This is a genomic window from Nonomuraea sp. NPDC050547, assembly GCF_044457345.1.
Classification (GTDB): domain Bacteria; phylum Actinomycetota; class Actinomycetes; order Streptosporangiales; family Streptosporangiaceae; genus Nonomuraea.
In genome coordinates, this window is sequence record NZ_JBITGW010000013.1 from 74,192 (window position 1) to 100,347 (window position 26,156).

23 protein-coding genes are annotated in these 26,156 nt (G+C 70.9%); 6 read left to right on the plus strand and 17 right to left on the minus strand.

What is annotated here, in order from left to right:
- Positions 1–285: 285 nt before the first annotated feature.
- Genes ACIBHY_RS30405 through ACIBHY_RS30415 form a run of 3 tightly spaced genes read right to left on the minus strand, consistent with a single transcriptional unit; the run spans position 286 to position 3,479 of the window.
- Positions 286–1,047: an SDR family oxidoreductase gene (locus tag ACIBHY_RS30405; RefSeq protein ID WP_397244445.1), complete on the minus strand. Its 762-nt coding sequence runs from the start codon at positions 1,045–1,047 to the stop codon at positions 286–288.
- A complete protein-coding gene (locus tag ACIBHY_RS30410) occupies positions 1,044–2,075 on the minus strand; it encodes a phosphotransferase family protein (protein ID WP_397308467.1) in 1,032 nt (343 codons plus the stop codon). Before ACIBHY_RS30410 ends, ACIBHY_RS30405 begins: the two co-directional genes overlap by 4 nt.
- Before the next feature lie 9 nt (positions 2,076–2,084).
- Positions 2,085–3,479, minus strand: coding sequence for a PLP-dependent aminotransferase family protein (locus tag ACIBHY_RS30415; RefSeq protein WP_397244440.1), 1,395 nt, complete (start codon positions 3,477–3,479; stop codon positions 2,085–2,087).
- A 72-nt stretch (positions 3,480–3,551) separates the two neighbouring features.
- Between ACIBHY_RS30415 and ACIBHY_RS30420 the strand changes: the two genes are divergently transcribed.
- Entirely contained in the window at positions 3,552–4,190 is a 639-nt protein-coding gene (locus ACIBHY_RS30420; protein WP_397308468.1) for a pyridoxamine 5'-phosphate oxidase family protein, read from the plus strand.
- A 313-nt stretch (positions 4,191–4,503) separates the two neighbouring features.
- On the opposite strand, the gene ACIBHY_RS30425 is transcribed toward ACIBHY_RS30420, so the two are convergent.
- Together ACIBHY_RS30425 and ACIBHY_RS30430 are read right to left on the minus strand one after the other, a co-directional pair.
- Positions 4,504–4,899 (minus strand): hypothetical protein, encoded by a 396-nt coding sequence (locus ACIBHY_RS30425; protein WP_397308469.1) that lies wholly within the window; start codon positions 4,897–4,899, stop codon positions 4,504–4,506.
- Positions 4,896–7,913 (minus strand): glycosyltransferase family 2 protein, encoded by a 3,018-nt coding sequence (locus ACIBHY_RS30430; RefSeq protein ID WP_397308470.1) that lies wholly within the window; start codon positions 7,911–7,913, stop codon positions 4,896–4,898. The genes ACIBHY_RS30425 and ACIBHY_RS30430 overlap by 4 nt, the downstream gene beginning before the upstream one ends.
- A gap of 448 nt (positions 7,914–8,361) precedes the next feature.
- Here ACIBHY_RS30430 and ACIBHY_RS30435 point away from each other — a divergent pair, with 448 nt between their 5' ends.
- Positions 8,362–9,504, plus strand: coding sequence for a helix-turn-helix domain-containing protein (locus ACIBHY_RS30435; RefSeq protein ID WP_397308471.1), 1,143 nt, complete (start codon positions 8,362–8,364; stop codon positions 9,502–9,504).
- 52 nt (positions 9,505–9,556) lie between these two features.
- Here ACIBHY_RS30435 and ACIBHY_RS30440 read toward each other — a convergent pair whose 3' ends face one another.
- Both ACIBHY_RS30440 and ACIBHY_RS30445 read right to left on the minus strand, forming a co-directional pair.
- The gene (locus ACIBHY_RS30440) at positions 9,557–10,639 is read right to left on the minus strand and encodes a glycoside hydrolase family 26 protein (protein WP_397244431.1); all 1,083 of its coding nucleotides are present in this window, start codon (positions 10,637–10,639) and stop codon (positions 9,557–9,559) included.
- A 55-nt stretch (positions 10,640–10,694) separates the two neighbouring features.
- Positions 10,695–11,873 (minus strand): DegT/DnrJ/EryC1/StrS family aminotransferase, encoded by a 1,179-nt coding sequence (locus ACIBHY_RS30445; protein ID WP_397308472.1) that lies wholly within the window; start codon positions 11,871–11,873, stop codon positions 10,695–10,697.
- 62 nt (positions 11,874–11,935) lie between these two features.
- Here ACIBHY_RS30445 and ACIBHY_RS30450 point away from each other — a divergent pair, with 62 nt between their 5' ends.
- Positions 11,936–12,874: a glycosyltransferase family 2 protein gene (locus ACIBHY_RS30450; protein WP_397308473.1), complete on the plus strand. Its 939-nt coding sequence runs from the start codon at positions 11,936–11,938 to the stop codon at positions 12,872–12,874.
- On the opposite strand, the gene ACIBHY_RS30455 is transcribed toward ACIBHY_RS30450, so the two are convergent.
- From ACIBHY_RS30455 to ACIBHY_RS30490, 8 genes are all read right to left on the minus strand, one after another.
- Positions 12,812–14,158, minus strand: coding sequence for a lipopolysaccharide biosynthesis protein (locus ACIBHY_RS30455; protein WP_397244425.1), 1,347 nt, complete (start codon positions 14,156–14,158; stop codon positions 12,812–12,814). The genes ACIBHY_RS30450 and ACIBHY_RS30455 overlap by 63 nt on opposite strands.
- Positions 14,151–14,945 (minus strand): polysaccharide deacetylase family protein, encoded by a 795-nt coding sequence (locus ACIBHY_RS30460; protein WP_397244423.1) that lies wholly within the window; start codon positions 14,943–14,945, stop codon positions 14,151–14,153. The genes ACIBHY_RS30455 and ACIBHY_RS30460 overlap by 8 nt, the downstream gene beginning before the upstream one ends.
- The gene (locus ACIBHY_RS30465) at positions 14,942–15,871 is read right to left on the minus strand and encodes a glycosyltransferase family 2 protein (protein ID WP_397244421.1); all 930 of its coding nucleotides are present in this window, start codon (positions 15,869–15,871) and stop codon (positions 14,942–14,944) included. Before ACIBHY_RS30465 ends, ACIBHY_RS30460 begins: the two co-directional genes overlap by 4 nt.
- Positions 15,872–15,887: 16 nt before the next feature.
- Positions 15,888–16,721, minus strand: a complete 834-nt coding sequence (locus ACIBHY_RS30470; protein WP_397244419.1) for a glycosyltransferase family 2 protein — start codon at positions 16,719–16,721, stop codon at positions 15,888–15,890.
- Between the two features lie 152 nt (positions 16,722–16,873).
- Positions 16,874–17,992 (minus strand): GNAT family N-acetyltransferase, encoded by a 1,119-nt coding sequence (locus ACIBHY_RS30475; RefSeq protein ID WP_397244417.1) that lies wholly within the window; start codon positions 17,990–17,992, stop codon positions 16,874–16,876.
- 415 nt (positions 17,993–18,407) lie between these two features.
- Positions 18,408–19,949 carry an RNA polymerase sigma factor gene (locus ACIBHY_RS30480; RefSeq protein WP_397244415.1) on the minus strand — a complete coding sequence of 514 codons (1,542 nt, stop codon included), beginning with the start codon at positions 19,947–19,949 and terminating at the stop codon, positions 18,408–18,410.
- A 108-nt stretch (positions 19,950–20,057) separates the two neighbouring features.
- Positions 20,058–21,716 (minus strand): substrate-binding and VWA domain-containing protein, encoded by a 1,659-nt coding sequence (locus ACIBHY_RS30485; protein ID WP_397244413.1) that lies wholly within the window; start codon positions 21,714–21,716, stop codon positions 20,058–20,060.
- Between the two features lie 252 nt (positions 21,717–21,968).
- The gene (locus ACIBHY_RS30490; protein ID WP_397308474.1) at positions 21,969–22,604 is read right to left on the minus strand and encodes a cation transporter; all 636 of its coding nucleotides are present in this window, start codon (positions 22,602–22,604) and stop codon (positions 21,969–21,971) included.
- Positions 22,605–22,724: 120 nt separating this feature from the next.
- On the opposite strand from ACIBHY_RS30490, the gene ACIBHY_RS30495 reads away from it, so the two are divergent.
- The gene (locus tag ACIBHY_RS30495) at positions 22,725–23,486 is read left to right on the plus strand and encodes a DUF4184 family protein (protein WP_397308475.1); all 762 of its coding nucleotides are present in this window, start codon (positions 22,725–22,727) and stop codon (positions 23,484–23,486) included.
- Positions 23,483–24,298, plus strand: coding sequence for a TrmH family RNA methyltransferase (locus ACIBHY_RS30500; protein ID WP_397245288.1), 816 nt, complete (start codon positions 23,483–23,485; stop codon positions 24,296–24,298). The genes ACIBHY_RS30495 and ACIBHY_RS30500 overlap by 4 nt, the downstream gene beginning before the upstream one ends.
- Here ACIBHY_RS30500 and ACIBHY_RS30505 read toward each other — a convergent pair.
- On the minus strand, positions 24,295–25,140 hold the full coding sequence (locus ACIBHY_RS30505) for a D-alanyl-D-alanine carboxypeptidase family protein (protein WP_397308476.1): 846 nt from the start codon (positions 25,138–25,140) through the stop codon (positions 24,295–24,297). The genes ACIBHY_RS30500 and ACIBHY_RS30505 overlap by 4 nt on opposite strands.
- A gap of 117 nt (positions 25,141–25,257) precedes the next feature.
- Between ACIBHY_RS30505 and ACIBHY_RS30510 the strand changes: the two genes are divergently transcribed.
- Entirely contained in the window at positions 25,258–25,449 is a 192-nt protein-coding gene (locus ACIBHY_RS30510; RefSeq protein WP_397244405.1) for a YegP family protein, read from the plus strand.
- Between the two features lie 72 nt (positions 25,450–25,521).
- Here ACIBHY_RS30510 and ACIBHY_RS30515 read toward each other — a convergent pair whose 3' ends face one another.
- Positions 25,522–26,037, minus strand: coding sequence for a DedA family protein (locus tag ACIBHY_RS30515; RefSeq protein ID WP_397244403.1), 516 nt, complete (start codon positions 26,035–26,037; stop codon positions 25,522–25,524).
- Positions 26,038–26,156 lie beyond the last annotated feature (119 nt).

Below are 26,156 nucleotides of genomic sequence, written 5' to 3' on the forward strand. Positions count from 1 at the left end.
CCACCCACCCCCGAAATGCCCCACCCGGCCTTCGAGGCACCGGCATCCGGGCCTTCCGCGATGCCCCACCCGGCCCCGAGGCGCCGGCGCCCACGGCTCCGGGCGCTCCGGGTTCGGGGTGCTCCGGGGTGTTGGCACCACGATCTTCCGGGCAGCGGGCTCCGCCGTCTCCGGGGTTTCCCCGTCTCCAAGGGTCCTGAGTTCCGTCAGCCGCGGAGGGAGGCAGCACTTGGCGTGGGGGTGAGGGCGCGGGTTGCCGGGTGGTGCGGCGGAGCGGATGGTGGGTCAGGGGGTGGTCAGGGGGGTGGGTGGGCGTTCGCCGCCCGCCGGGCCCGGGACGCCGGAGAACCGGTAGGGGACAGGGGCGCGTCCCGGCTGGACGACCAGGATGGCGCCGGGCTCCTCGGAGTAGAAGGCCGTCTCCACCGCCGCCGCCACGTCCTCCGCGTCCAGCAGCGGGAACCCGGCCCCCAGGAACACGTCCCGCATCCCGGCCACCAACGGCGTGTCGGTGAAGCCGGGACACACCGCCCCGATCCGTACCCCGGACACGGCAAGAGGCTTGGCCAGCCCCCTGACCAGCCCCACCACCGCGTGCTTGGTCATCGTGTACACCGGGTCCCCGTCATAGGCGACGAGCCCGGCCAGCGATGAGGTGACCACGATCGCGCCGCCGCCCCCGCGGGCGAGGGCGGGCAGGGATTCGGCCACGCCGTACACGACGCCGTCGATGTTGACGCCGACGGCCTTGCGGTACTGGTCGGGGTCGAAGGCGGTCAGGTCGACGCCGCTGGAGATGCCGGCGTTGAGGTGGACGAGGTCGAGCCGCCCGTACGCGCGCTCGGCCGTGGCGACGGCCCGCGCGGAGGTCTCGCGGTCGGTGACGTCGCCCGCCACCGCGGTGCCGCCGAGCTCTCTGGCCAGCCGTTCCGCGCCGTCCGCGTCAACGTCGACGAGCACGCAGCGGGCGCCGCCGCGGGCCAGCCGCCTGGCGACGGCCGCGCCGATCCCGCCGGCGGCTCCGGTGATCAACGCGACCGTACTCATGGGGCCTCCTGGTCGAGCATGCGGTGGGCGCGGGCGATCAGCGTGGGTACGGCGGCGCCGATGCCGTCGAAGCCCTCTCCCACGGTCTTACCCTGCCGGAACCGGGCATGGATACCTTCGACGATGACGGCCAGCTTGAAGTTGCCGAAAGCCACGTAGTAATTGATGTCGGCGATATCCCGCCCTGACACCTTGGCGTAGCACGCGGCGAACTCGGCCGCGTTCAGAAACCCCGGCGCCAGCGTGACATCCCCCGCCACCGGCACGCTCGCACGTTCCGCGTCGCCCGGATCCTGCCAGTACGTGAGCGTCAGCCCCAGATCGGCCAGCGGATCGCCGAGCGTGGACATTTCCCAGTCGACCACCGCCAGAATCTCCGGCGGATCCCGCCTGACCAGCGTGTTGTCCAGCCGGTAGTCGCCGTGCACGAGCGTGCTCTCCGAGCGCGACGGCATCCGCTCGCGCAGCCGCCCCACGAGCCGGTCGTACTCGGGCAGGTCGGCCGCCTTCGACCGCTCCCACTGTTGTTCCCACCGGTTCAGCTGCCTGGCCAGGTACCCCTCCGGCCGCCCGAAGTCGCCCAGCCCCACCTGCCGGTAGTCGACGTCGTGGATGGCGGCGAGGATCTCCGCGAGCCGTTCCGACAGCCGCCGCGCCTGCTCGGGCGGCGGGTCGCCGAGCTCCGCCCGCGTGCGTACGGCGGCGCCGTCCACCTGCCCCATCACGTAGAAGGGCGCCCCGATGACCGTCTCGTCGGCGCAGAAGGCGAGCGCCTCCGGCACCGGAACCGGCGTGCCGTTCAGCGCGGAGATCACCCGCCACTCGCGGCGCATGTCGTGCGCGGTCGGCAGGACGTGCCCGAGCGGCGGGCGGCGCAGCACGACCGGCCGCTCGCGGCATTCGACGAGGTAGGTGAGGTTCGACTTGCCGCCGGAGATCAGCGACGCCGACAGCGCCTCACCCGCGCCGGGCACGTGGGCGGCGATCCAGTCGGTCAGTCGGGGCCAGTCCAAGCCGGGAACGGTCATGGGACCACATTAGAACCTTGCTCTGGTCGGCGGCGCAATGAGGTCCGCGACAATCGCGCAGCCCTTGCGGACGTCGGCCAGCGACGCGGAGCCGTACCCGATGACCAGTCCGTGCACCCGCGGCGCGCCGTGATGGTGGCGCTCCACCGAGTCCAGGCGCACGCCGCGCGCGGCGGACTCGCGCACGATCTCCGGCACCACGTCCTCGGGCAGCTCGGCCAGGACGTGCAGGCCCGCGGTGTCGCCGTGCAGGCGGCACACCGGGCCCAGGATCTCGACCACGGCGGCCCGGCGGCGCGCGTACTCCAGTCGCATCCGCCGCAGGTGCCGGTCGAGGTCGCCGTGCTCAAGCAGCGTCCCGACCGCCTGCTGCACCGGCCCGCTGGTACGGTCGCCCAGATCCTTCCTGATGCCCGCGATCCTGGCCAGAAGGTCCCGCGGTCCCACCAGCCAGCCGACGCCGACGTCCGGGGCGAGCGACTTCGACAACGTCCCCAGCAGCACCACCCGCGACGGATCGAGCCCGTAGAGCGCGGGCAGCGGCGCCACGTCGTAACGGAACTCGGCGTCGTAGTCGTCCTCCACGATCATCGCGCCGGTCCGCCTGGCCCACGCCAGCAGTCGCTCCCTGCGCGGGATCGGCAGCCGCCCGCCCATCGGGTACTGGTGCGCCGGGGTCGTGTACAGCACGCTCAGATCCTCGGGCAGCCCCTCCACGATCACGCCGTCGCTGTCCACCGGGCACGGCACCACCTCGACGCCGCGCCCGGCGAAGACGTTCCGCGTGACCCGATAGCCCGGATCCTCCACCCCGGCCCGTCCGCCGCGCCCGAGCAGCGCGAGCGTGACGAGGTCCAGGCCGTTGGCGGTGCCGCGCGTGACAAGGACGTTCTCGGGCCCGACCGCCACGGCCCTGGTCCGTCTGAGGTGCGCGGCCAGCAGTTCTCGCAGGTACGGCAGGCCGTACGGGTCGGGGTCGTCGCCCGGGGGCAGGTCGGCCGCCTTGCGCCAGGCCCGCTTCCACGCCGCACGGTCGAAGTCCCGCACCCAGGGCTCTCCCGGCGCCAGATCGATCACAGGCTTCGCGGCGGCGGCGGGCGGCGGGGGCACAGTGGTCGTGGCGGCATCCACGGCAGGCGGCGGCGCGTACAGCTGAGCCACGAACGTCCCCGACCCGTGCCGCCCGTCCAGCCACCCCTCCGCGTAAAGCTGCTGGTAGGCCTCCGTCACCACCGTACGGCTCACGCCCAGCTGCGCCGCCAGCCCCCGGCTGGACGGCAGCCGTTCACCCGGAGCCAGCGTCCCGCCCCGCATGGCCTCCCGCAGCCAGGCGGTCAGCTGGGCGGCGAGCGGCTCCGCCGAGTCCCGGGAAAGGGCTACGGGCAGGTCAACAAGGCTGCGCACAGGAAGTGGTCTCCATGTATCGGCATTTAGTGGCCCTAATCTACAAGTCCACTTCCGAGCAGTATGGACCGCATGCTCTCCACCACACCCCGCACCACGCTCGGCCGCGAGAAGCACCGCGCCAGCATCGACCGCGCCGACCTGTACGAGGTGCTCGACACCGGGCTGATCTGCCACCTGGGCGTGGTGCACAACGGGCACCCGATGGTCGTCCCGACCGGTTACGGCCGCATCGACGACACTCTCTACCTCCACGGCTCCACGGGCGCCAAGTCGCTGCGCTCCGGCCAGGACACGGAGATCTGCGTGACGGTGACGCACGTGGACGGCATAGTCCTGGCGCGCTCCGTCTTCAACCACTCGTTCAACTACCGCAGCGCCATGATCTACGGCACCGCCCGCCTGGTCACCGACCCCGACGAACGCATGGCCGGCCTCCGCGCCCTCACCGACCACCTGGCCCCCGGCCAGTGGGACTACGCCCGCCAGCCCAGCCGCAAGGAACTGGCCGCCACGTCGGTCCTGGCCCTGAGCCTCACGGAAGCCTCGGTAAAGCTCCGCACCGGCCCGCCCAGCGACGAGGACTACGACTACGCCCTCCCCATCTGGGCCGGCATCCTCCCGTTGGTCACCACCTACGGCACCCCCATCCCCGACCCGGTCCTGGACCCCACCACCCCACCCCCCACCCACATCCATTCCCGCACCTGACCGCCCACCCACCCGGCACCCGCGACCCAAGAGCGGTGCCGAAGGACTGAGACGCCAAGGACTGAGACGCCAAGGGGGTGTGAGGCCGAGAAGCTGAGGTCGGGTTCCCGGGCTTTTCCCCGCGCCGGGACGGCGGGAGGGGGGACGGTGGTGATCGGCGCGTTGTCGCGGCGGGAGGCGTGGGCCACGGGCAGTGGCCCAACGTGCGGCGTTACGGCGAGAACCCCGTCCGACTGCCGGCCGGCCTCGCACGGGTGCGAGCCCGCGACGGCGGGAGGCGCCCACTTGGCCTGCCGTAACGGATAGGAGAGAGCTAGACGCGGCGGCGGAGGACGCCCTCGTGGGGGGCGCGGGTGCGGAAGGTGGTGATGAGGGCGGCGAGGGAGGCGGCGGAGGTGATGGCGGCGAGAGTGATCAGGGCGCGGTCCATGGTGAACGTCGAGGTGAGGAAGTACGCCTCGCTGACCAGCATCCCCAGCCCCACACTGATCGCGAACGCCAGCGCCCCGCTCTCCATCGCGTCACCCGTGTGGTCCCGCCGCCCCAGCAACGGCCGGACCAGCCCCAGCACCGCAGCCCCCGGGCACAGCACCAGGAACAGGATCGTCACCACCACCCGCACGGCCGACCCCGCCGCCAGATGGCCGACCAGGACGGCGAGCCACCCGGACAGTCCCAGCAACAACAACGACACCCGCGAGAACGTCATGATTTCTCCGGCAGCAGTTCGTAGACGTCCCCACCTGGGTTGCTCAGCACCTTCTTGAACCGCTTCGACGCCTCGACCTCCCGTTTGAGCCGGTCGATGGTGCCCTTGGGCAGGATGCCGGGCGTCTCGGTGGCCGGGCGCTGGGTGCGGTTGAGCACGAGGTAGCCCTTGGCGCCGGGCGGGAGCTTGGACATGAGGTTGATCAGCGACGGCGCCGGCTTCTCGACGAACTCGGCGAGCGTCGGCACGTACGCGGGCAGGTTGGGCAGGGCCTCGCGCGAGGGCGGCAGTTCGTCGAGCCAGCTCTGGTCGAAGCGTTCGTACTGGTCGTAGGCCCCGGGCAGGAAGAAGGTGGGCGCGACGATGAGCGAGTTGACGGGCGCGATCCGGTGGAGTTCGTTGACCAGCTCGACCTCGTCGAGGGTGAAGTAGTTGCCCTGTTCCTTGCCGTAGTTGCCGAAGAAGAAGCCGGAGACCATCAGCAGCAGGACGACGGGCAGGACGGCCAGCCGTACGAAGGCGCGCTTGCTGGGCAGGAAGACGGCGGCGGCCAGGAACGCGGTCATCGGCAGCGTGAACAGGTAGACGCGGAAGAGGATCTCGCCGCCGTAGCTTCCCGCGGCGAAGAAGACCAGCGGCGCCAGCCCGATCATCAGCAACGGCAGGCCGGGGCGGCGCAGCCACTGGCGGCGCAGGATGGCGCCGCCGATGGCCAGCAGCCACAGGCCGACGGACAAGGCGCGGTCGGCGTAGGCGACGATCACCTGGCCGGGGGCGACGTCGCCGAGTGCCACGAGCCCGGCGTCGAGGTTGCCGCCGGCGTCGCCGAGAGAGCCGACGATGAAGTTGATCTTGCTTTCGAGCACCTGCCAGGCGATGCCCACGGCCCAGCCGGCCGCCAGCCCCGCGCTCACCATGAGGATGCCGAAGTTGCGGTAGCGGCGCAGGATGAACAGCAAGCCGAGCGTGGCCACCAGCATGAGCGGCGTGAGCTGGTGGGAGGAGGCGATCGCGGCGATCGGGACGATCAGCAGCAGCGTCCAGGTGAGCCGCGCGTACGTCGTGGTCATCGGCGGCGGCTCGGCGGCCAGCCCGTGCGGGTCGTCACCGGCCCTGATGGGCCCTCGCCTGAACCTCCGTACGACCACGGCCAGCACGATGAGGTAGAGCACCAGCGTGGTGGCCTGCGGCGAGAAGTAGTCCTGCCCGACCCACGAGCAGGAGAAGTACACCCAGATGCCGCCCCAGATGAGCTGCCTGTTGCGGGTCACGGTCCTGAACAGCAGCAGCAGCGGCAGCAGCGTGGCCACGTTGAAGACCAGCGGGCCCCACTTGGCGATGTCGAGCGCGTTCTCCAGCCCCGCCGCCTCGGTCATGAGCGCGAAGAAGGAGAAGAACCCCGGCCACTGGTGGTACGCCGACAGCGAGCCCGCGGCCGGGTCGGTGGCGCCGTGCCTGATCAGGTAGTCGATGACCGAGACGTGCTTCCACGCCCATGGGTAGCGCAGCGTGGGATAGAGCAGGCTGGGCGTGGCGTGCAGGACCGCGATGAGGATGAGCGCGTACCCGGCGTGCCACAGCTCCAGCGCGTGCCGGTCGTTGAGCAGCGCCACGAACCCGACGATCATGACCACGATCGCGATCCAGAACGTCGCGGGCAGGACCGTGAGCAGTCCGAGGTCGGTCATCTGGTCGAGGTTGACCCGGCGCAGCGACAGCCCCCACAGGATCGTGGAGACCGGCAGCGCGGTGCGGGCCACGAACCAGGTCAGGTTCCCCGCGGCGGGGATCAGGTCGGCGCGCGTGGAGTCCATGCGGCCGCTCATGTAGCCGATGACGGTGGCGAGCATCGCCAGCAGCCGGGTGATCAGCGCCTGCCCCGGCCGGACGTTGCCGGGCCCGGTGACGGTGATCGCCTGGAAGGTCGTGCGCGGCAGCGAGGACTTCACCTGCGCCAGGTGCACGCTGAGCGCCCGCCGCCCCCGCCCGCGGTGGGGGACCGCCGCCAGCGACTTGCCCTCGGCGACGCAGCGGGAGATCACGTACGCGCGCGTGGCCCGCCGGGCGGAGATGCCCGCCCGCAGGTGCGCGGAGGGTTCGAAGTGGACCCTGCCGTTGGGGTTGAGCTCCTTGAGCAGGTGGAACAGCTCGGCCTTCACGCCCCCCGGCGGCTCGGCGAGCACGTCGCCCGCCTGGTGGTCGAGGTCGGCGGGAAAGCCGCCGGCCTCGGCCAGGGGGGCGCGGCGGAAGGCCACCCCGGCGCCGTAGAGGTCGTCGATCGGCCCGGCCTCCTCGGGCGAGCCGGTGCACGAGGCGCCCATGATCCAGGCGAGCTCCTCCGGGAACCACCTCGGCCGCCCCGCCACCCACCGCAGCGTCAGGTTGCTCCGCACGGCCAGGACCTGCCGCTCGTCGAAGGCGCGCAGCAGGCAGGTGGACCAGTCAGGCTCGGCGGCGGTCTCGTCGTCGTGGAAGGCCACGACGTCGCCGGTCGCGACCGTCAGGCCGAGGTTGCGGGCGGCCGCCACCCCGCGCTGCCCCTCGTTGTGCAGCACGACGACGTCGTCCAGCCCGCCGCGGGCCAGGTCGGCCAGCTCGGGGCAGTGGTCGACGACCACGACGATCTGCTCGGGCGGCTCCAGTTGGGCGCGCAGGGAGGCGATCGTGACGCGTAGCTGGTGCCAGGCGCCGACCTCTCCGGTGACGACGACCACGGAGAGCGTGGGCACCGTCTTCTCGTCGATCGGGGGCGGCGGCTCGGCCGTGATCTTCGGGATCGGACGGGTGCTGGTGGCGTCGTCCTCGTCCTCGTCCGGCTCCGGTTCGAGCAGCTTGCGCGCGTCCCAGACCAGGACGCCGGTGGGCGCGTCGTCCTCGTCGTCCGTACGCGGCCTCGGCAGCCGGGCGACCTTCGTCGCGTCGTCGTCAGGTAAGGCCGCCCGATCGGCGGCGGGCCGCTTCAGCTGACGTGTCGTCTCGTCATCGAGCGCCTCGTCGGCTTGCCTGCCCTCCACCGTGTGTACCTTTCCCGACCCAGAGCTGAACGACGGCTACCCGTGACTTTACTCGGTCCGAATCGCCTGATCGTCGTCTCGATCAGAGTGTTCCGAACAGTTCGGAACGTTGTTCGATCTTGGCAGCGGGCGGCCGGGTGGGCGAGCTTCTGGGTGGTCCTTGAAGTCTTCCCGACGGAGGTCGCCCGATGCGCATCCCACGTCCGTGTCCGCTCCGAGGCGGTCAGGAAGCACGAAGCCGGAAACAGGGGCATCGGCTTCGGCTCCGGCCGAGGCGGGAGCCGCGCGGCAAGGCTCTACGCGGAGCTGACATCTGCTGCTGACGGGCTCGATCGAGCGTCCCCCTGCCTCCACTTCCCGCGCCAAGGCAGGGGGATGACCCGCGTAAAGATCCTTTGTTAACATGACCGCCCGAGCCGGGAGTGGGCTCCGAGCGGAAGAAGCAGCGTTGGACGAGGACGGTCCCCCCGACCCGGCGCAAGCCACCACTGCCGCCGAGTACGTCGCCGCGCTGGCCCGATTACGCCGCTGGAGCGGCCTCACCTACCGGCGGCTGGCGAGCGCGTCGGGCGGCGCGCTCCCCGTGAGCACGGTGGCGGGCGTCCTGGGCAGGACGACCCTGCCCAGGGAGGACTTCGTGGCGGCCTTCACCGCCGCCTGCGGCCTGGACGAGGCGGAGACCGACCGCTGGATCCGCGCCCGGAGAAACCTGGCGGCCGGCACGGGCGAGCAGCACCCCACAGGCGAACAGACCATCACGGGCCAGGCGGGCACGGGCCAGGCGGACACAGGCCAGGCCGACACGGTCCAGACCGACACGGGCCAGGCGGGCCAGGCCGGCACGGGCCGGGCCGGTTCGGGGCAGGCCGGCGTGGGTGGGCAGGCGGGTTCGGGGGAGATCGGACCTGGCCCGGAGACACCCGTGAGCCCGTCCCCCGATCCGGCGGAGCTCGACCCGCCGCGCCGGTCCCTCGTGCGCCGGTGGTGGCCGGTGATCGCCGTGGCCGCCGGCCTCGCGGTCGCGCTCCTGTTCGCCCCCACGCTCATCAGAGGCATGGGCGACGTCCTGGAAGGCCGCGCCGACGCCAACCAGAGCGCCGCCGCGCAGCCCCCGCAGGACGGCTGGTATCGGATCGTCCCCCTACACGTCGCCGACCGCGGCCTGTGCGTGAGCGAGGGCCGCGAACGCTCGGGCAAGACCGACCGCCCGCTGGCCGTCCAGACCTCCTGCGCGGCCGAGGGCCCGGCCACCTACCTCAAATCCCTCGGCCCCGGCGTCTACGAGATCCAATGGCACCACCCCAAGCAGGGCGTCGGCTGCCTGAGCGTGGACGGCGCCTACCTCGGCGACGAGGCCCTGCTCGCCCCCAGCGACTGCATCGCCGCCGCCCACCAGCGCTTCCTGCTGGAGCGCGATCGCAACGGGCTCAGGCTGCGCCCCGTCCACAGCGGCAAATGCCTCGGTGCCCTGTACGGCGAAGCCGACATCCACCCCGGCGCCGAGATAGCCCAGCTCGCCTGCTCCGGCAAACGCGACCAGATCTTCCGCTTCGAGCCCGTGGAACGCCCGTCCTGGGCGGAATCCGGCTAGGACCCCGAGCCCGGGGTAGAACCCGGGCCCGGGGCAGAACCCTCACGTCAGGCTAGGACCCCGGCCGGGTGACGGCGGCTGGCAGGCTCTGCCGGACGTAGGCCGCCTTCCCCGCCTGCCCGAACTCGGTCAGCGTGCCGGGACCGGTGAGTGTGAAGTCGCAGCCGTCGGCGTCCACGGCGTTCCACTGGACGACCGCCTTGATGTGGGGAAGGTCCTCCAGCACGCCTGGCACGTCGGCGTACCAGCGCCCGCGGGCCCGGTCGTCGCGCACGTTGTGCTCGCTGCCGTACTCGCTCAGGATGAACGGCTTCTTGCCGAACCCGTTGCTCACGAACCAGTCGTAGGTGGGCTTGATCGTCGTCTTGAAGTCCTGCCACTCGGCGTTGCGGCAGCGGGCGAAGTTGTAGGGGTCGTAGCTGACCCAGTCGACGTAGCCGTCGCCCGGGTAGAAGGCCTTCCAGCGATGACGGAACGGGTAGTAGCCGGTGACACCCCACACCCAGGCCACGTTGGTGACGCCGAGGGCGCGGAAGCGGTCGACGATGTGCCGGTAGGCGGCCACGTAGTCGGCCGGGGTTCCGGCGTTCTTGCGCATCTCCATCTCGCCGTCGAAGCCCAGCAGGACGGGCTTGCCGTACTCCTTGATGCGCCGCGCCTGGGGGTCGATGACGCTGTGGTCGGCCTCGCCGCGGGCGATGCTGGCCCAGGGGATGTTGTCGGAGGTGTTCCAGCGTTCGGACTCCCAGCCGAGCAGCAGGAGCCGGTCGCGGCCGAGCTGGGGCTCGTCGTCGCGCAGCATCTGGCCGTTGGGCGTCTCGGACATGTCGTGGTAGGCGAACACGACGTCGAACTTCCTGCCGACCTGGCGTTCCAGCGTGGTGACCGAGTTGAGCAGGCCGCCGGCGGCCGGCGGTGTGTAGACGCCCCACCAGGCGCCGCACGCGGGGCCCTGCTTGAGCGTGGCGGGGGAGCCGCACGGGCGGGTGCCGTCGGCGCCCGCTTCCGGGTCGGAGTAGGACGTGACGTACACGACGGTCCCGGTGGCGAGGACAGCGAGGCCGACGACCAGACTCCACAGGATCCGGCGGCTCTTGCGGGGCACGGCGTGCTTGCCCGCCGATTCCTGAGGCATGGGTGCTCCGTACGGATGACGCGTGAATCGGCCTCCAGTGTAGGGAGGGCCGCCTTCAATCGGCTGTACTGACGGCCGGCCGTACCGGCGCGGCGAGGGTGCGCAGCACGGGCAGCGCGCGGGCCGCCTGGAGCGGGTCGACGGGCAGCACGTGGCGGGTCCACCAGGACGCCACCTCGGGGGTGGGGCCGGGCTCGGTCAGCGGCGCGCCGAAGTCCTCGTCCAGCGGCGGCGTGTACAGCGCCGTGGTGATCACGCCGCGCCGTTCCAGCGCGCGGATCGCCTCGTCACGCTCCTCCACCAGCAGCGGTACGCGGAAGAGCGGCTGGTCGGCCAGTTCCCGCACCGGCGGGGCGGTCACGGGCAGCCCGGCCAGCATCCGCACGCCCGCCACCCGCCGGGCCCGCTCACGCTCGGCGGTGCGCTGGCGGGCGGCGGCGAACCGGCGCTGCACGGCGCCGTGGGCGTTGCGGTAGCCGCCGGAGCCGACGGACATCCAGCGGTCGAAGGCGGGCAGGTCCTCGGCGCCGACGGCGGCCAGGTCGCGGGCGCGCGAGTCGTCGCTGACGTAGGTGGCCTCGATGCCGAGCGCGCGGGCCAGCCGCCAGGCCGGGGTGCTCAGGCGTAGCGCGTAGACGGCGTCGCGCAGGAGGGGGGCGGCGACGGTCCGCAGCTCGCCAGCGGTGGAGGGGGCCAGCAGCAGCCGGTCGCGCAGGTCCGCGGCCCGCCGGGCGGCCTCGGCATCGCGCAGCAGCAGAACGCCGCCGGAGCCCGCCCGCGCGTGCTTGGACAGGCTGAAGGCCGCCGCCGCGCCGAACGTGCCCACGTGCCGCTCGCCGAGCCGGGTCTGGAAGGCGTGGGCGCAGTCCTCGACCAGGACCGCGCCTCTGGCCGCGCACTCGGCGGCCAGGCGGTCGACCTGGCCCGGCAGGCCGTACATGTGCGTGGCGACGACCGCGCCGATCCCGGTCCAGTCGACGCGCTCGGCGTCGATGGTCGCGTCGTCCGGCGAGACGGGCGCCATGACCGGGCGCAGCCCGGCGGCGACCGCCGCGAAGAGCACGGTCTCGCAGTTGACCGGGGACATCAGCACCCGCTGCCCGCGCTCCACGAGAGCACGAAACGCGAGGTAGAGCCCGAGCCTGGCGGAGGGCAGGTACACGCCGTGCAGACCGGTCCGCTGAACCAGCGGCGCGATCAGGACATCGTCCTGTTTTCCCTGGTTCTTCGGCACTCCTGGAACGATACGCTGTAACTTCAGCGATCGCAGGTCTTGTCTCCCAAGGCGGTCTTTCCATGGAGTCTGGCACGTGGCCCGAAGTGGGCGTCGTGGTGTGTACGCGCGGTGACCGGCCGGAGATGATCAGAGACACACTCAAGGGCATCACCTCCCAGGACTATCCGGGCCAGGTCACCACCGTCGTCGTGTTCGACGGCGGCGACCCCGATCCCGAGCTCGCCTCCGACGACCCGGCCCGCCCGGTCCGGCTGATCAGGAACGAGCGCTCGCGCGGCCTGCCCGCCGCCCGCAACAGCGGCATCCTCGCCCACGCCGGGAGCGTCGAGTGGGTCGCCTTCTGCGACGACGACGACACCTGGCTGCCCACGAAGATCACCGCGCAGGTCCGAGCGGTCCAGAAGCATCCCGACGCCGTCTTCTCGACCTGCGGCTCGCTCATCGTCCACGACGACTGGACCCGCCACATCCACCTGGAGAAGGAGCGGGTTCCCTTCGCCGACCTGCTCGACGGGCGCCAGCCCGCCATGCATCCCTCCGGCTTCCTCGCCCGCCGCTCCGCCCTGACCGGCGAGGCCGTCGGCCTGTTCTCCGAGACGATCCCCAGCGGCTACGGCGAGGACTACGAGATGCTCCTGCGCGCCGCCAGGTGCGCGCCCATCGTGCACGTGCCGGAGGAGCACCTCCACGTCCGCATGCACGCCCAGTCGCACTTCGCCGGCCGCTGGGACGTCATCGCCGAGGCCCTGCAGTGGCTGCTGGAGCGCTACCCGGAGATCAAGACCTCCCGCAAGGGCTACTCCCGCCTGGCCGGGCAGGTCGCCTTCACCCGCGTCGCGGTGGGCCGCCGCTCCGAAGCCCTGCGCTGGTCGATGCGGGCCTTCACCACCGACCCGCGCGAGGTCAGATCGTACGGCGTCGCCGCCATCGCCCTGCTACGCCTGAGCCCCACCTGGGTCGTCCGGCGGATGGAGGCGCGCGGCCTGGGCGCGCCCTGAGGCGATCCGCCACAGCCCCGGTAGCACCGCCAGCGCGGTGATCGTCTGGCTGGCCAGAATCGCGAGGCCCACCCCGGTGATCCCGTGGACGGGCAGGAGCAGTTGCGCCCCGCCGATCGCCATCACGGCCATCCCGAACTGCACGAACACGATCATCCCCGCCCGCCGCAGCGCCCGCAGCGCGCCCAGGTAGAGCTCGACCACGGCACGGGGCAGCGCCGCCAGCGCGATCAGCCGCATGAGGTCGGTGGCGTGCTGCGCGTACCCCTCGCCGAACAGCAGCAGCGCCACCGGGGCCAGCAGCGTCGCCACGACGACCAGCGGCGTCAGGATGAGGAACGTGCGCCGCAGCGCCCTGCGGCAGTTGTCGGCCAGCGTCGCCTTGTCGAAGGCGCCCTCCACGGTCAGCGAGGAGGCCATCGTGTAGCTGAGCATCTCCAGCATGGCGCCGAGGGTGATGGTGAGCCCGTAGTAGGCGTTCATCTCCTTGGAGACCTGGGCCGCGACCAGCACGGGCACGCCGTAGTTGAACAGCAGCGTGAAGATCGAGCCGGCGTAGTCGCCGGCCAGGAAGCGGCCGATCTGGCGCGGGGGCGGCAGCGTCTTGTCCGCGGTGAGCCGGGCGTGCTGGGGGATCAGCTTGCGGAAGACGGCCGTGTTGAGGCACAGGGAGACGACCAGGCCGGGAGCGATCCAGGCCAGGAAGACCGCCCAGGAGACCGAGACGCCGGCCGAGTTGCCCAGCAGCACGGCGCACACGGCCAGAACGCCGAAGCGGACCACCCAGAAGACCAGGTTGGCCACCGGCACCCAGGGGGCCTTGCGCAGGCCGGTCAGCACCACGTCCTGCAGCGTGCAGATGCTCCAGACGATCACCATCACCGTGAAGACCAGCCCGGCGGTCCAGCCGGACAGCAGGCTGTAGGTCTCGCCCCAGCTGGTCAGCGTGAGCAGGAAGACCGCGCAGCCGGCGACGGCCAGGCCGGTGGCGGCGCCGTAGACGGTGCCGACGAAGCGGGCGGTGTGCCGGCCGGCCTCGGGGACGAAGCGGGCGACCGTACCGACGAAGCCGAAGGAGGTGATCGCGGCCAGGAACCTCATCGCGGCCAGGATGGCCATGCCGACGCCGACGTCCTTCTCGTCGAAGACGCGCGCGGTCACGGTCCAGTAGGCCAGCCCGATGACGGCGCCCGCGCCGGCGTTGAGCATGAGGGAGTAGGCGCTGCGCAGCAGCGGGTCGTTGAGGTCGGCGGGCAGGAACCTCTTCAGGCCGCGCTCAGCCACCGGGGGACACCTGGCGCATCGCGTAACGCGCGCGGCGGACGATCGCGTAGCCCTTGGTCAGCGTACGTTCCCTCAGGTAGATGAGCGGCACGCCGCGGCCCTCGACGGCGCGGCGGAAGCGGTCCATGCTGGTGCGCCTGGCCACGGTCAGCCGCGGCACGGCCAGCACGTCGTGCCGGTCGGCGGCGATGGCGTTGCTGACCGCGCAGGCGGCGAAGTACCCGGCCTTGCGCACCTCGCGGCGCACCCGCGCGCTGGAGTAGCCGTAGGGGTATGCCATGGTCACGACAGGTGTGCCCACCTTGTCCTCCAGCAGGCCCTTGTTCCTGCGCAGCTCCTGGCGGAGCTCGGCGTCGGCCAGCTGGTCAAGCTGCGGGTGGCTGTGGCTGTGGCCGCCGATCTCGATGCCGCTGGCGGCGGCCTCGCGGGCCTGGCCCCAGGTGAGCATGTCGTCAAGCGGTCGGCCCGCCGCGTCCTTGCCGGCGTCGGCCAGCCAGCCGCTGGTGACGAAGATCGTGGCGGGCATCCGGAGCCGTTCCAGGACGGGCAGCGCGTGGGAGTGGAAGTCGGCGTACCCGTCGTCGAAGGTGATCACGACCGCCTTCTGGGGCACCTGATTGTGGTTGAGCGCCGCGACGAGGTCGGCGAAGGTCATCGGCGTGTACCCGCCGTCGGCCAGGTACGCCACCTGCTCGGCGAAGTCACCGGGTCGTACGGCCAGCGGCCTGGTCGCCTCGTTGGGCCGGTCGGTGACGGAGTGGTACATCAGGATCGGCACCCGGATCATCGCAGCCTCCAGGAGCCGACGGCGTAGCCCCACGCGGTCCAGGCCAGTCCGATCACGATCGCCCCGGCCCGGCCGAGCCCGCCCGGGTCGCCGCGCAGCGCCTCGCCCAGGCCGCGCAGGGCGCCCTTGGGCAGCGCCTTGAGCGCGTGGGCGCGCTCGCTGGACAGGCCGTCCTGCGTGCCCACCTCGCGGGTGACCAGCGCCTTGGACAGCCCTTCCGCGTAGCAGCGGGAACGGAAGTAGGAGAACGTCTCGCGCTGCCTGGGCACCTTGTGCCCGATCAGCGCCCGCGGCTCGAACAACATGACCGACCCGGGCCTGCGCTGGGTCAGCCGGATGCAGAACTCGGTCTCCTCGCAGCCCAGCGGCCGGCTCTTGCGTCCCTGGACGCTGCGGCCGATGCCGCTGTGGAAGCCGCCGACTCCGGTGACGGCCTCGCGCAGGAAGGCGGCGTTGCCGCCCATGACGTTGCGGACCGGAGCCCGGACCGCCGGCATGCCCCGGTAGCTGCAGCCGACGGTCCAGTCGAACTCGTGCGGGAACCACCGCGGGCGTCGCTCCGACGCCCACAGCGGATCCGTACGCCCGCCGACGCCGACCACCCCTGGTTCCTGGAAGCCCTCCTCCAAAGCCTCCAGCCAGCCGGGATCGGCCACCGCGTCGTCGTCGAGGTAGGCGACGATGTCACCGCCGGCCACATCGGCACCGGTGTTCTTGCCCCCCGACAGGCCCTGCTCGTGGGAGTTCTCCACGACGACGGCCTTCGGGTAGGCCCGGGTGAGCTTGAGGTGCAGGCCGGGGTTGTGGTCGACGACGAGGATCAGCTCATGTGCCCTGCGGCGCTGGTTCTCGATCGATTCCACTGCCTGCCTGATGTCCTCCCAGCGCTCCTCGGTGTAGACGCAGATGACGACGGATGTAAGCACGGGTGGGCCTTCGTGGCTAAGCGACGCCCCGGTCGGCGGCGGGTGTGGCGGTGGGTTCGGGCAGCTGGAGAGCGGGTGGCCGCCGCCATTCCCGCAGGATGGTGCTGAGCACCCGGAACCCGTCGCGGAAGGTGCGCAGGTTGCTCTGCCCGTGGATGCGGTGCCGTTCGTGGCTGGGCACCTCGTGGATCGTCAGCCCGCCCTTGGCGGCGCGCACGTTCATCAGGGTCTCCACCTCGAACCCGTCGCAGTCCAGGTCGAGCACGTCGAGGTGGTGGGCCCAGAAGGCGTTGTAGCCATAGCACAGGTCGGTGTAGCGCGTGCCGTACATGAGGTTGACCAGCGCGGTCAGGGCCTTGTTGCCGACGCTGCGGCCGAAGGTCAGGTCGTCGCTGCCGCCGCCGGTGGCGTAGCGCGAGCCCTTGACGAAGTCGGCGCCGGTCACCAGCGCGCCCACGAACGTGATGATCTCTCTCCCGTCCATGGAGCCGTCGGCGTCGATCATCACGATGATGTCGCCCGTGCAGGCGGCGAATCCGGCGGCCAGGGCGTTGCCCTTGCCCTTGCCGGTCTGCGTGATGATCCTCAGGTTGGGGCGCAGGCGTCTGGCCACGGCGACGGTGTCGTCAACGGAGTTGCCGTCGACGAGCACGACCTCGTCGATCCATTGGGGCAAGGTGGCGAACAGATGCGGCAGGTTCTCCGCCTCGTTCATCGCCGGCACCACCACGCTGACTCTGGGCGATATCGCCAGGTGGGGTGTCACAGGGGTGAAACGCTCAAGCGGCGGCATGGACCGCAGTGAGGTCACCTGCGCCTTGCCGTTGTGCCTGATGTTCTCGGGACTCATTTCGGGAACAATCCTTCCGGGACCACCCGCCGCAGGCCACGCTCGGCCACACCCGGGTGCTGTGGGGGTGCCGAAAGCGGTAAACGATGCATTGCCGGTCCAGTGGGAGTGAGGGTGCTGGTGTTGTGCTGCCGAGGGGGTGGGAGCGCTGCTTAGAGCGCTCCCGATGGTTCTTTGACGTCTGACTCTTGGCCTCGAGTACTACGCATACGCCCAAAGCCCTTCAACACACGATCCGCCGCTCTATAGAGAGACGGCGAATCGGTGACAATTGTTCGCGCCTTGTTGAAGGGAACTCTGCCGATCCAGTGCGCGGCGGCCGCCGCGGACGGCCGCGAGATGCGGCCCTCCGAGACGTGGAGCGTGCCGCTCTTCAGCCAATGCTTGTAATCCTTGCCACCCTTGCCCATGTCGACCGTGTGCAGTCCCGCGCCGGCGGCCGCCTCCGCCATGCGGAGATGGTGGACGATGCCGGGCGAGTACTTCCCGAATTCGGAGTCGTAGGCGGGGAACCAGCCCACCAGGGTCGTGGCGGTGCGCAGGCCGAAGTGCCCGGCCACGGGGACGTCGCCGGCGTAGAGCATGGTGAGCACTCCGGCGAAGCCGGGGGAGCGCTCGGCGTGCATCTGCTCGGTCAGCTCGACGATCCACGGCTGCGCGAACCGGTCGACCCGGCCCGTCCTGCGGTACTGGTCGGATTTCCAGGCGAGCAGCTGGCGCAGCTCGCCGTGGTCGGTGGACGCCCAGGACAGGCGGAGCTCACCGTGTTCCCTGGCGAGCTTGCGTTCCTTGTAGCGCCAGGTCTTCAGGTTCTTGGCGGAGTTCTCCTTCACCTGGGCGAGCCAGGCCTCGTAGCCGGCGGTGAAGTCCATGACCGCGGCCGGGCGCACGTCGCTCTCGTACGGGGCGAACGTCGGCTGGCCGGCGACCATGTGGTCGAAGGCGAAGACGTTGAGCCCGCACGCGCGCAGCAGCGCCTTGGCCTCGACCTTGACCTCCGGCACGCCGATGAGGCCGTGGCAGGTGGTGAGAAAGCCGCCGAGAGGCTTGCCGATGCCGAAGTGATGGCGTTCGTAGGGGAAGAATCCGATGATCTCGCCGGCGTCCTCCACGACCGCCGTCCTGACATAGTCACGCAGACGGTCCATCGCCAGGGCGAACTCCACCGAGAGGAAGGGGTTGTCCAGGCTCGGGTCGGCCTTCTGCAACTCCCGCCAGCGCGACCTTTCGGTCTCGCCGAGGTCTCCCGGGCGAACGACGGTGATGTTCACCTGGCCCCCACTTCGGTCAGCACGGTCTTCCCCCGACAGTTGCCCCGGCTCCTCCTGATTGAGCGGCGAACAGATCACGATCACGCAACAGACCGACGGTAGCCGCAACGGGATGGCTTGTCAGCCGCGTCCCAGAGGCGTGATCGGGCATTTGGCTCGTCTCTCCTGGCTCTAAAAACGGTGATGGCACGATTGATCGCCCATTCATGGGACCAATCGTGCTGTGGGCGCGTCAATGGCGACGCCTGGCGGCGCGTGCCGGTTTACCCGGGTCACCAGGTTTCTCGCACATGACCTGCGAGTGCGAGAAAGGTGAGCCTGAGTCCCGATACGCGCCCCAAGCCCCCCAGGATGCCCTATCACGGAGGGGAAGTTCGACCTAGAGCCTGATATATCCCCTAATATCACCTAAGTGTCACTCTGGGGCTTCTCCTGGTGTTTCGGTGGGTTCGCCGGTCGGAGTCGGCTCCTCGGAGGGGGAGGGCTCCTGGGTGGGCGCCTGCCGTCCTCGCCAGGAAAGGGCGCAGGTGGCGGCGCCGCCGTTCGAGCTGAAGGTGACCGTGCCCGAACCGGCGGCCTCGGGGTCGTCCACCGTCACCCAGATGGACGCCGACGCGCCCGCCTTGATCGTCCCGCTCGCGGGGAAGACGCCCAATCCCTCCGACGGCCCGGACGTCCAGGACACGCTCGCGTTCCGCGCGGTCAGCCCGACCTTCGCGGCGCCGCTGATCGAACTGGGGCAGCCCACCGTCAGCCGGGCGCCGGGGGCGGGCCTGCGCGTCCTGGTCGGGTCGCTCGCGGGCTTGGTGGCCGGCGGGTCCGGCCGGTCGCTGGGCGTCACCCGGGGCGCCGGGCCGGAGCGCGTGGGCTCCGGGTCCGGCGTGGTCGGGTCCGGAGCCGGCTCCTCGGTCAGCTCCTCGTCCACCGGCTCGTCGGTCGGCACCGACATCGGCGCCCGCGACTCCGAGGGGGAGGACGTCGGCATGGCCGCGGCGGGGGCGCCGCTCTCGCCGTTCATCAGCGCCATCGCGCCCGTGCCCGCCAGCACCGCGACCCCGGCCAGCACCACCGGGGCGAGCCTGCGCGGGCGCCGCCGCCGCGAACCGCGCCCGCCGCGCTGCTCGACCGGGAACCCGGTGCGGTCGAAGCTGTCGCCCCGCTCCATGATCAGCGTGCGCGCGTGGTCGAGCTCGGGGTTGACGCAGGTGTCGACGACCCGGCGGCGCAGCGAGATCGGCGGGTAGGCGACCGGCACCAGGTCAAGCAGCTTCGCCGCGGCCACCTGCCGGTGGCGCCCCTCGGTGCAGACCTCGCAGCCGCCGATGTGCCCCGACAGCCTCCGGCGCAGCATGAGCGTGAGCGGACCCTCCCACGAGTCCACCATCGCCGACAGGTCCGGGCAGTGGGCCCGGCCCGTCCTGGCCAGCAGGACGGCGGCAGCCGCGTTCTCCAGATGGTCGCGCGCCCGCCCCAGCCGCGTCGCCGACTGCCGCGAGGTCAGCCCCAGCACCGAGCCGACCTCCGCGGGCGTCAGCCCGTGCCGCAACGACAGCTCTAGAACCTCCCGCTCGTTCTTGCTGAGCTCGCCCAGCACCTCGTACACCAGCGCCGCCAGTTCGGGATCCTCCGGCTCTTCGAGCACCGGCGGCGGCGGGCCCGCGGGCGCGCCGTCCTTGCGCGCCATCCTGGCCGCCGCCTGGAAGCGGGTCAGCGCGTAGAGCCAGGCGCGCAGCTTGGCCGCCTCCTGCAGCCGTGCCGCGCCGCCCTGAGCGGTGACCAGCGCGTCGTGCACCGAGTCCGCCGCGCTGTCGCGGTCGCCGGTCAGCGAGCAGGCGTAGTCGTGCAGCCGTTCGGCGTAGGCGTCGTAGAGCTTCGCGGGAGCGTCGGTGTCGCCGCGACGCAGCCCCTGCGCCAGCTCATGGTCGTCGGCGCGATCGACATTAGGCCATCCAGCCACAAACCCTCCCCGCAGGTGCAAGTCCCGGGTGGAGGACGCCGCCTTTCAGGCAGGGGTTGCCACCTCATGCCGATCCGGCATGAGGTGGGAAAGGTGTGACGGGCGAGGTCAGCCGTCGCAGCGCGGCGCGCACAGGCGCCGGGCCATCCCCTGGGCGAAGAAGTCGCGCACCTGGAGGATGTTCTTGGCGATGTACGCCTCGCCGCCGGTGGCCTTGGCGAGCGTGTCCATCTCGGCCCTGCCCTTGGGGGCGTCGGGGCCGAAGGCGATCAGCAGGATGCTCACCGGGCGCTTGGGGTTGTAGGTCTTCTTCAGGTAGCTCAGGATCTCGGCGTTGCTGATGCCGCCCTCGGGGTCGTCGTTGCCGGCTCCGTCCGTGAGGATCAGGACGGTGTTGATCTTGTCGTCGGCGTATTCCTTGGTCATCTGGGCGTAGGCGGCCTTCAGGGTGTCGTTCAGGCCGGTGTTGCCCGTCGGCTTGGCCTGGATGCTGCCGAGCTGGGTGGAGAAGGCGTCCTTGCGCAGCACGCCGTTGACCGACTCGCTCAGCGGGCCGACCGAGATCAGCTCGCGCCAGTCCTGCGTGCCCTGCAGATGTGTGGAGAAGGCCCACACGCCGATCTCCGAGTCGGCCTCGAACAGGCCGAGGCCCTCACTGGCGATCTTGGTGATGGCCTGCATGCGGGTCATGCCGGCGCCGGCCACCGGGTAGGCCATGGTGCCGGAGACGTCCAGCAGGGCCAGCATCCGGGTGCCGAGGCTGAGCCGGGACCACGACTGCGCCATGGCGGCGATGGTCTTGGCGTCCGGGGGCTTGAGCGCCGCGGGGGTCTTGGGGTCGAAGCCCTTGTCCTTGGTCAGGACGTCGCCGGCCTTGCCGTCGGGGCTGCGGAAGCCGTTCTCGCGCAGGGTCTTCTGGGCCGACTGCCCGGCCAGCTCGGCCTTGAAGGCGTCGGCGGCCTTACGGGTGTCCGGGCTCTTGGTGGTGATCACGATCGGGTAGTCGAGGCTGAGCGTGCCCTCTTCCGGATAGAGCGGGACGATGAGCGAGTCCGGCTTCTTCTGGTTGTGGGCGTAGATGGCCTGCTCGGGGGCGACGCCGACCGGCACCTTGCTGCCCGACTTCACCGCGAGGCTGGCCAGCAGCGCGTCGGGGCTGGGGACCACCTGGTCCGACAGTTCCTTGAGCGCGCCGACCATGGCCTTGTCGTCGAGATCGGCCTCCTTGGCGGCGCCCGAGGCGGCCAGCAGCGCGCCCAGCCCGGCGGAGTTCTTCTTCGGGTCCAGGGCCAGCACGCGGACCTTGCGGCCGGGGCCGTCGGGATTGGCCACGTTCGCGGCCGAGATCATTCCGGCCCAGCTCGGCTGCAGGCTGCCGGAGAGCTTGCCGGCCATCGACTTGGCCGCCGCCAGCACGATCGGGGTCCTGGCCACGGAACCCGACGGCTCGGGCATCGCCGCGCCCGCCGTGGTGGCGCGTACCTCGGAGACCATGAGGCTGGAGTCGGCGATCCACACGTCGGGGGTGAGCTTGCCGGAGGCCATGTTGTTGGCCGCCTTGAACGGGTTCTCCTTGGTGACCTTCACCTCGACGCACTTGCTGTCGATCGACTGCAGCGACTTGTTGTAGTCGCCGGCGATCTTCTGCAGCGCGGGCTGGATGTCGGGGGCTGCCACCACGTTCAGCGGCAGCTTGCCGCCGGAGCAGTCGTGGTCGCGGTTGAAGATGACGAACGCGGCCACGCCCAGGAGCACCGCGAGTGCCACCGCACCTGCCAGCGGGACCAGAACCTTGCCACGCCCGCTGCCACGGCTGCGCCGGCGCGGGCCCGGATCCTGGCCTCGATACCCGTCATCGAGTTCGTCTGTGCGATGTCGCCCCACGATGTCCTCTTCGGTGTGTCGAGACCTTTCGGAGATCCTGGCGGTAGATGCTCCTTTAATACTCCGGGAACGATACTCGGTGGGCTTGGCGCAACAAAACAGGTCTTTTGGTGTGATGATGACCCTGCGTGTGCGTCAGTGGCAGCATGCGTGACCGCGCCACGCGCGCACTCCTTCGCGTACGGCGACCGCCGCCAGCACCAGTGCGACGGCCGGATCCACCCACCACCACCCCAGCGTGCCGGCCCACAGCCCGAGCAGAACCCCCGCGGCCATCACCGCGCAGATGAGGTTCTGCGCCGCCTCGCCCGCGGTCGCGCCGGAGCCCAGCCGCCGGGCCAGGCGCCGCTTGAGCGCCGCCAGAACCGGCATAGTGACCAGGCTCACCGCCGTCACCGCGATGCCGAGGAGGCTGGGCGCGGCCCGGTGGCCGGCGTCGAGGTCGTGGGCCACGTGCACCACGAGGTAGGGGGCCAGCACCCAGAAGCTCACCGCGACCGCCCGGCGCGCGGTGTGCTCGGCCGAGGGCGACAGCGTGCGCGAGCCGGTGAAGCGCCACAGCACGATCAGGCTGGCGCCCGCCTCGACCAGGGCCGACAGCCCCCAGCCGATCAGCGCCACCGAGTGCGCGGAGAACCCCGCCGCCAGTCCGAGCGAGCTCTCCGCCGCCAGCCACGCCAGCGTGACCAGGCTGAGCAGGCGGGCTCTGCGCGCGTCGCGCAGCCAGTCGACTGACGCGGCCGGATGCGCATGAACCAGCTGGTCAGGCACCTTAACCCCCGAGATCCCACGTCCGGCCGCCGACAGCGATCCGTAACATACCCACTACTCAAGGTCACCTTAGGGGGTTTGCGCAAAGAAGGGTCAAGATTCGCCGGGTAGGGTGTCCCGGTGCCGTTCACCCCCGCTCACGTGGCCGCCGTGCTGCCCCTGATCTCGGCCGCCCGGCTGCGCGCCTGGCTGGACCCGTGGGCGCTGGCCATCGGGGCGATGGTGCCCGACCTGCCGATCTTCCTGCCCTTTCTGCCGGACTACGCCGACTGGCACTCCTGGCAGGGCATCCTCACCCTCGACCTGCTCTCCGTGGTCGTGCTCGTGTCCGTCTTCCACCGGGTGTTCAGGGAGCCGCTGATCGCGCTGCTCCCCCCGGCGCTGAGCGGACGGGCCGCGACGCTCAAGCCGTCCTACCGCCTGCTGCCCATCGTCCTTGGAGCGCTCCTGGGCGCGGCCACGCACGTGTTCTGGGACTCCTTCACCCACTCCTACAGCGTCGACGTGTGGGGCTGGAGCTTCTTCGACGCGCGGGTGCTCGGCGTGACCACCGTCTTCCGCGTGCTGCAGTACCTGTCCTCGGCCGTGGGGCTGGCGATCGTCGCGTGGTGGGCGGTGCGCGGGCTGTCCAGGATGGCGGCGGTCGCCGTACCGGACCATCTGCACACCCCCCAGCCGGTACGGCGGGCCGTCCTGTGGGCCTGCGCCGCGGGCGTCGTGGCGGGCGGGGCGCTCTGGCCGTTCCTCGACCACCCCGACCACGGCAGCCTGGCCAGCCTGTTCACCAGGATCGGCGCGGGTACCCTGATCGGGCTCGGTCTCGTGCTCACCGGCTACTCGATCGTCTGGCAGGTCAGGCGGCGCGGGGTGCGTACCATCTGAAGGTGCTTGAGTACGTGAGCGACGCGGCCGACCCCCGGCTGGCCGACTACACCGGTCTGCGGGATGTCGGGCTGCGCAAGAGCCTGGAGGCCGAGCGCGGGTTGTTCCTGGCCGAGGGCGAGAAGGTGATCAGGCGGGCGGTCGGCGCCGGATATCCGGTGCGGTCGGCGCTGACCACCGAGCGGTGGCTGCCGTCGCTGGCCGACGTGCTCGGCGACGCGCTGGTCTACGTGGTGAGCGACGAGATCATGACGGGTGTCGCCGGCTTCCCCGTGCACCGGGGCGCGCTGGCCTCCATGGAACGCCTGCCGCTGCCGCCGGTGGAGGAGGTGCTCGCCGGCGCCTCGCGCGTCGTGGTGCTGGAGGACCTGGTCGACCACTCCAACATCGGCGCGATCTTCCGGTGCGCGGCGGCGCTCGGGGTGGACGCGATCGTGCTGTCGCCCCGGTGCGCCGACCCGCTCTACCGGCGCTCGGTCAAGGTCTCGATGGGGTCGGTGTTCTCGATTCCGTACGCGCGGATGGGCAACTGGTTCGACGGGCTGGCCAGGCTCCGTGAGCTGGGGTTCCGGTCGCTGGCGCTGACGCCCGACCAGTCGGCGGTCCCGCTGGACGCGGCGAAGATGGGCGATCGGGTGGCGCTGCTGCTCGGCTCGGAGGGCGACGGCCTGTCCTCGCGCTGGCTGCGCGAGGCCGACGAGGCGGTCTGCATCCCGATGAGCGCGCAGGCGATGGCCGCCGGGGTCGACTCGCTGAACGTGGTCGCGGCGGCGGCCATCGCCTGCCATGGACTGATGCGCAGGGACGTCTAACCCGCGCTGATCTGCTCCCCGGCGTAGTCGAGCAGTTCCTCCGCCTGCGTGAACCGGCGCTCGTTCGTGTCGCCGAGCAGCACGCCGACCACCTGCCTGCCGTGGCGCTCCGCGGCGAACACCAGGCAGAACCCGGCCGCGCGGGTGTAGCCGGTCTTGATGCCGAGCACGCCGTCGGTGCGTCCCAGCAGCTTGTTGGTGTTGCGCCAGGTGTGGGCTCGGTGCGCGCCGGACTTGGCGACCTTGTGCACCTTGGCGGAGGCGACCTGGGTGAAGACGGGGTTCTTCAGCGCGATCTGGGCGAGCTTGACCTGGTCGACGGCGGTCGAGTAGCCGCCGTTCGCCGGAGTCGGCAGGCCGTCGGCGTTGGTGTAGCGGGTGTCGGCCAGGCCCAGATCGCGCGCGGTGGCGTTCATCTTGGCGATGAAGGCCTTCTTGCCCGGTCCGTAGACCCTGGCCAGCGCATTGGACGCGTCGGCGCCGGAGGGCAGCATGAGGCCGTAGAGCAGGTCGCGGACCGTCAGCCGCTCGCCCTTGCGCAGGGCGGCCGTGGTGGCGCCGTTCACGGCGGCGTGCCGTATGTCGGCGGCGGTGATCGTGACGGTGTCGGTCAGCTTGGCCTCGCGCAGCACCACATGGGCGGTCATCACCTTGACCAGGCTGGCCACCGGAACCCGCTTGGTCTGGCGCTTGCCGTAGTGGATCGTTCCGGCCGAGTCGACGACGTAGGCCTGCTTGGCGCCGACGTCGGGCTTCGCGGTCGCGTGCGCGGGCGCGGAACTCGACGTGAGACCCACGAGTACGGCTACCGCGGCAGAGGCGAAGATTCCCCCAATATGCATGTCAGCCATGGTGACAGGTGATCTAAGGTCCGTTTGCCGAACTTGACTCCATGGCGGGAAAACAACAGCTAGATGGGGGTAAATGATCGTTACATCGGGCAATCCGGGGGGTTCATCATGGCTGGGAAATTCGTTATTTCCAAGGACAAGCGGGACGAATACCGCTTCAAGCTGGTCGCCGGCAACGGCCAGACGATCGCCGTCAGCGAGGGCTACACGACCAAGGCGGCCTGCGTGAACGGCATCGAGTCCGTACGCAGGAACGCGGCCGCGGCCGAGATCGACGACCAGTCGCTCGCCGCGGTCTGAACAGCCGCGGTCAGATCAGCCGCGGTGTGAAAAGCCGTGGTCTGAACAGCCGCCGTCCGAACAGCCGGGCCGTCAGGCGGCCAGGGCCTTGTCCGCCTTGCGCCGCCTGCGCCTGACGACCAGGAACACGATCACCGCCACCGCCGCCACCGCCACGACCACCGCCGTGACGGGGGAGTGGGTGGCGAGCTGCAACCAGCCCCAGATCACCCCGTACAGCGCGAACGACGTCACCGGCACCCACGTGAGGCATCCCAGCGCGCTGGCCACGACGTACCAGGGGTAGGAGATGCGCAGCACGCCCGCGACCCACGGCAGCGTGTGGCGCAGCACGGGCACCCAGAAGCACCCGTAGACGGCCAGCGCCCCCCACTTCTCCACGACCTTCTCGACCCGGGCGATCTGCGCGCGTGGCAGCCGCCGGCCGATCCGGGAGTCGTAGAGCTTCTCGCCGAGCTTGTGCCCGATCCAGTAGTAGGCCTGGAAGGCGCCGAAGAGCGCGATCGCCCCCACCAGCACGATGACCCAGTACGGCAGGCCGAAGAACGACGCTCTCGTCGGATCAGGGATGCCCGCAAGGTACCGCATTCCAGACATCACCCCACCAAGCGAATATAAGGCCAGGCTTACCTTATTTGATCCCCGGAGCCCGTGTCACCTCGCCAGTCTTCCCCGATTGCAAGTGCGCGACAAGCAACCCTCAACCC

What these genes read in the sequence shown, in the direction of transcription:
- ACIBHY_RS30470 (WP_397244419.1), bottom strand. Translation starts at nt 16,721, where the DNA reads ATGAGTCCCGAGAACATCAGGCACAACGGCAAGGCGCAGGTGACCTCA.
- ACIBHY_RS30460 (WP_397244423.1), bottom strand. Translation starts at nt 14,945, where the DNA reads ATGATCCGGGTGCCGATCCTGATGTACCACTCCGTCACCGACCGGCCC.
- ACIBHY_RS30515 (WP_397244403.1), bottom strand. Translation starts at nt 26,037, where the DNA reads ATGCGGTACCTTGCGGGCATCCCTGATCCGACGAGAGCGTCGTTCTTC.
- ACIBHY_RS30510 (WP_397244405.1), top strand. Translation starts at nt 25,258, where the DNA reads ATGGCTGGGAAATTCGTTATTTCCAAGGACAAGCGGGACGAATACCGC.
- ACIBHY_RS30420 (WP_397308468.1), top strand. Translation starts at nt 3,552, where the DNA reads ATGCTCTCCACCACACCCCGCACCACGCTCGGCCGCGAGAAGCACCGC.
- ACIBHY_RS30405 (WP_397244445.1), bottom strand. Translation starts at nt 1,047, where the DNA reads ATGAGTACGGTCGCGTTGATCACCGGAGCCGCCGGCGGGATCGGCGCG.
- ACIBHY_RS30440 (WP_397244431.1), bottom strand. Translation starts at nt 10,639, where the DNA reads ATGCCTCAGGAATCGGCGGGCAAGCACGCCGTGCCCCGCAAGAGCCGC.
- ACIBHY_RS30505 (WP_397308476.1), bottom strand. Translation starts at nt 25,140, where the DNA reads ATGCATATTGGGGGAATCTTCGCCTCTGCCGCGGTAGCCGTACTCGTG.
- ACIBHY_RS30425 (WP_397308469.1), bottom strand. Translation starts at nt 4,899, where the DNA reads ATGACGTTCTCGCGGGTGTCGTTGTTGTTGCTGGGACTGTCCGGGTGG.
- ACIBHY_RS30450 (WP_397308473.1), top strand. Translation starts at nt 11,936, where the DNA reads ATGGAGTCTGGCACGTGGCCCGAAGTGGGCGTCGTGGTGTGTACGCGC.
- ACIBHY_RS30410 (WP_397308467.1), bottom strand. Translation starts at nt 2,075, where the DNA reads ATGACCGTTCCCGGCTTGGACTGGCCCCGACTGACCGACTGGATCGCC.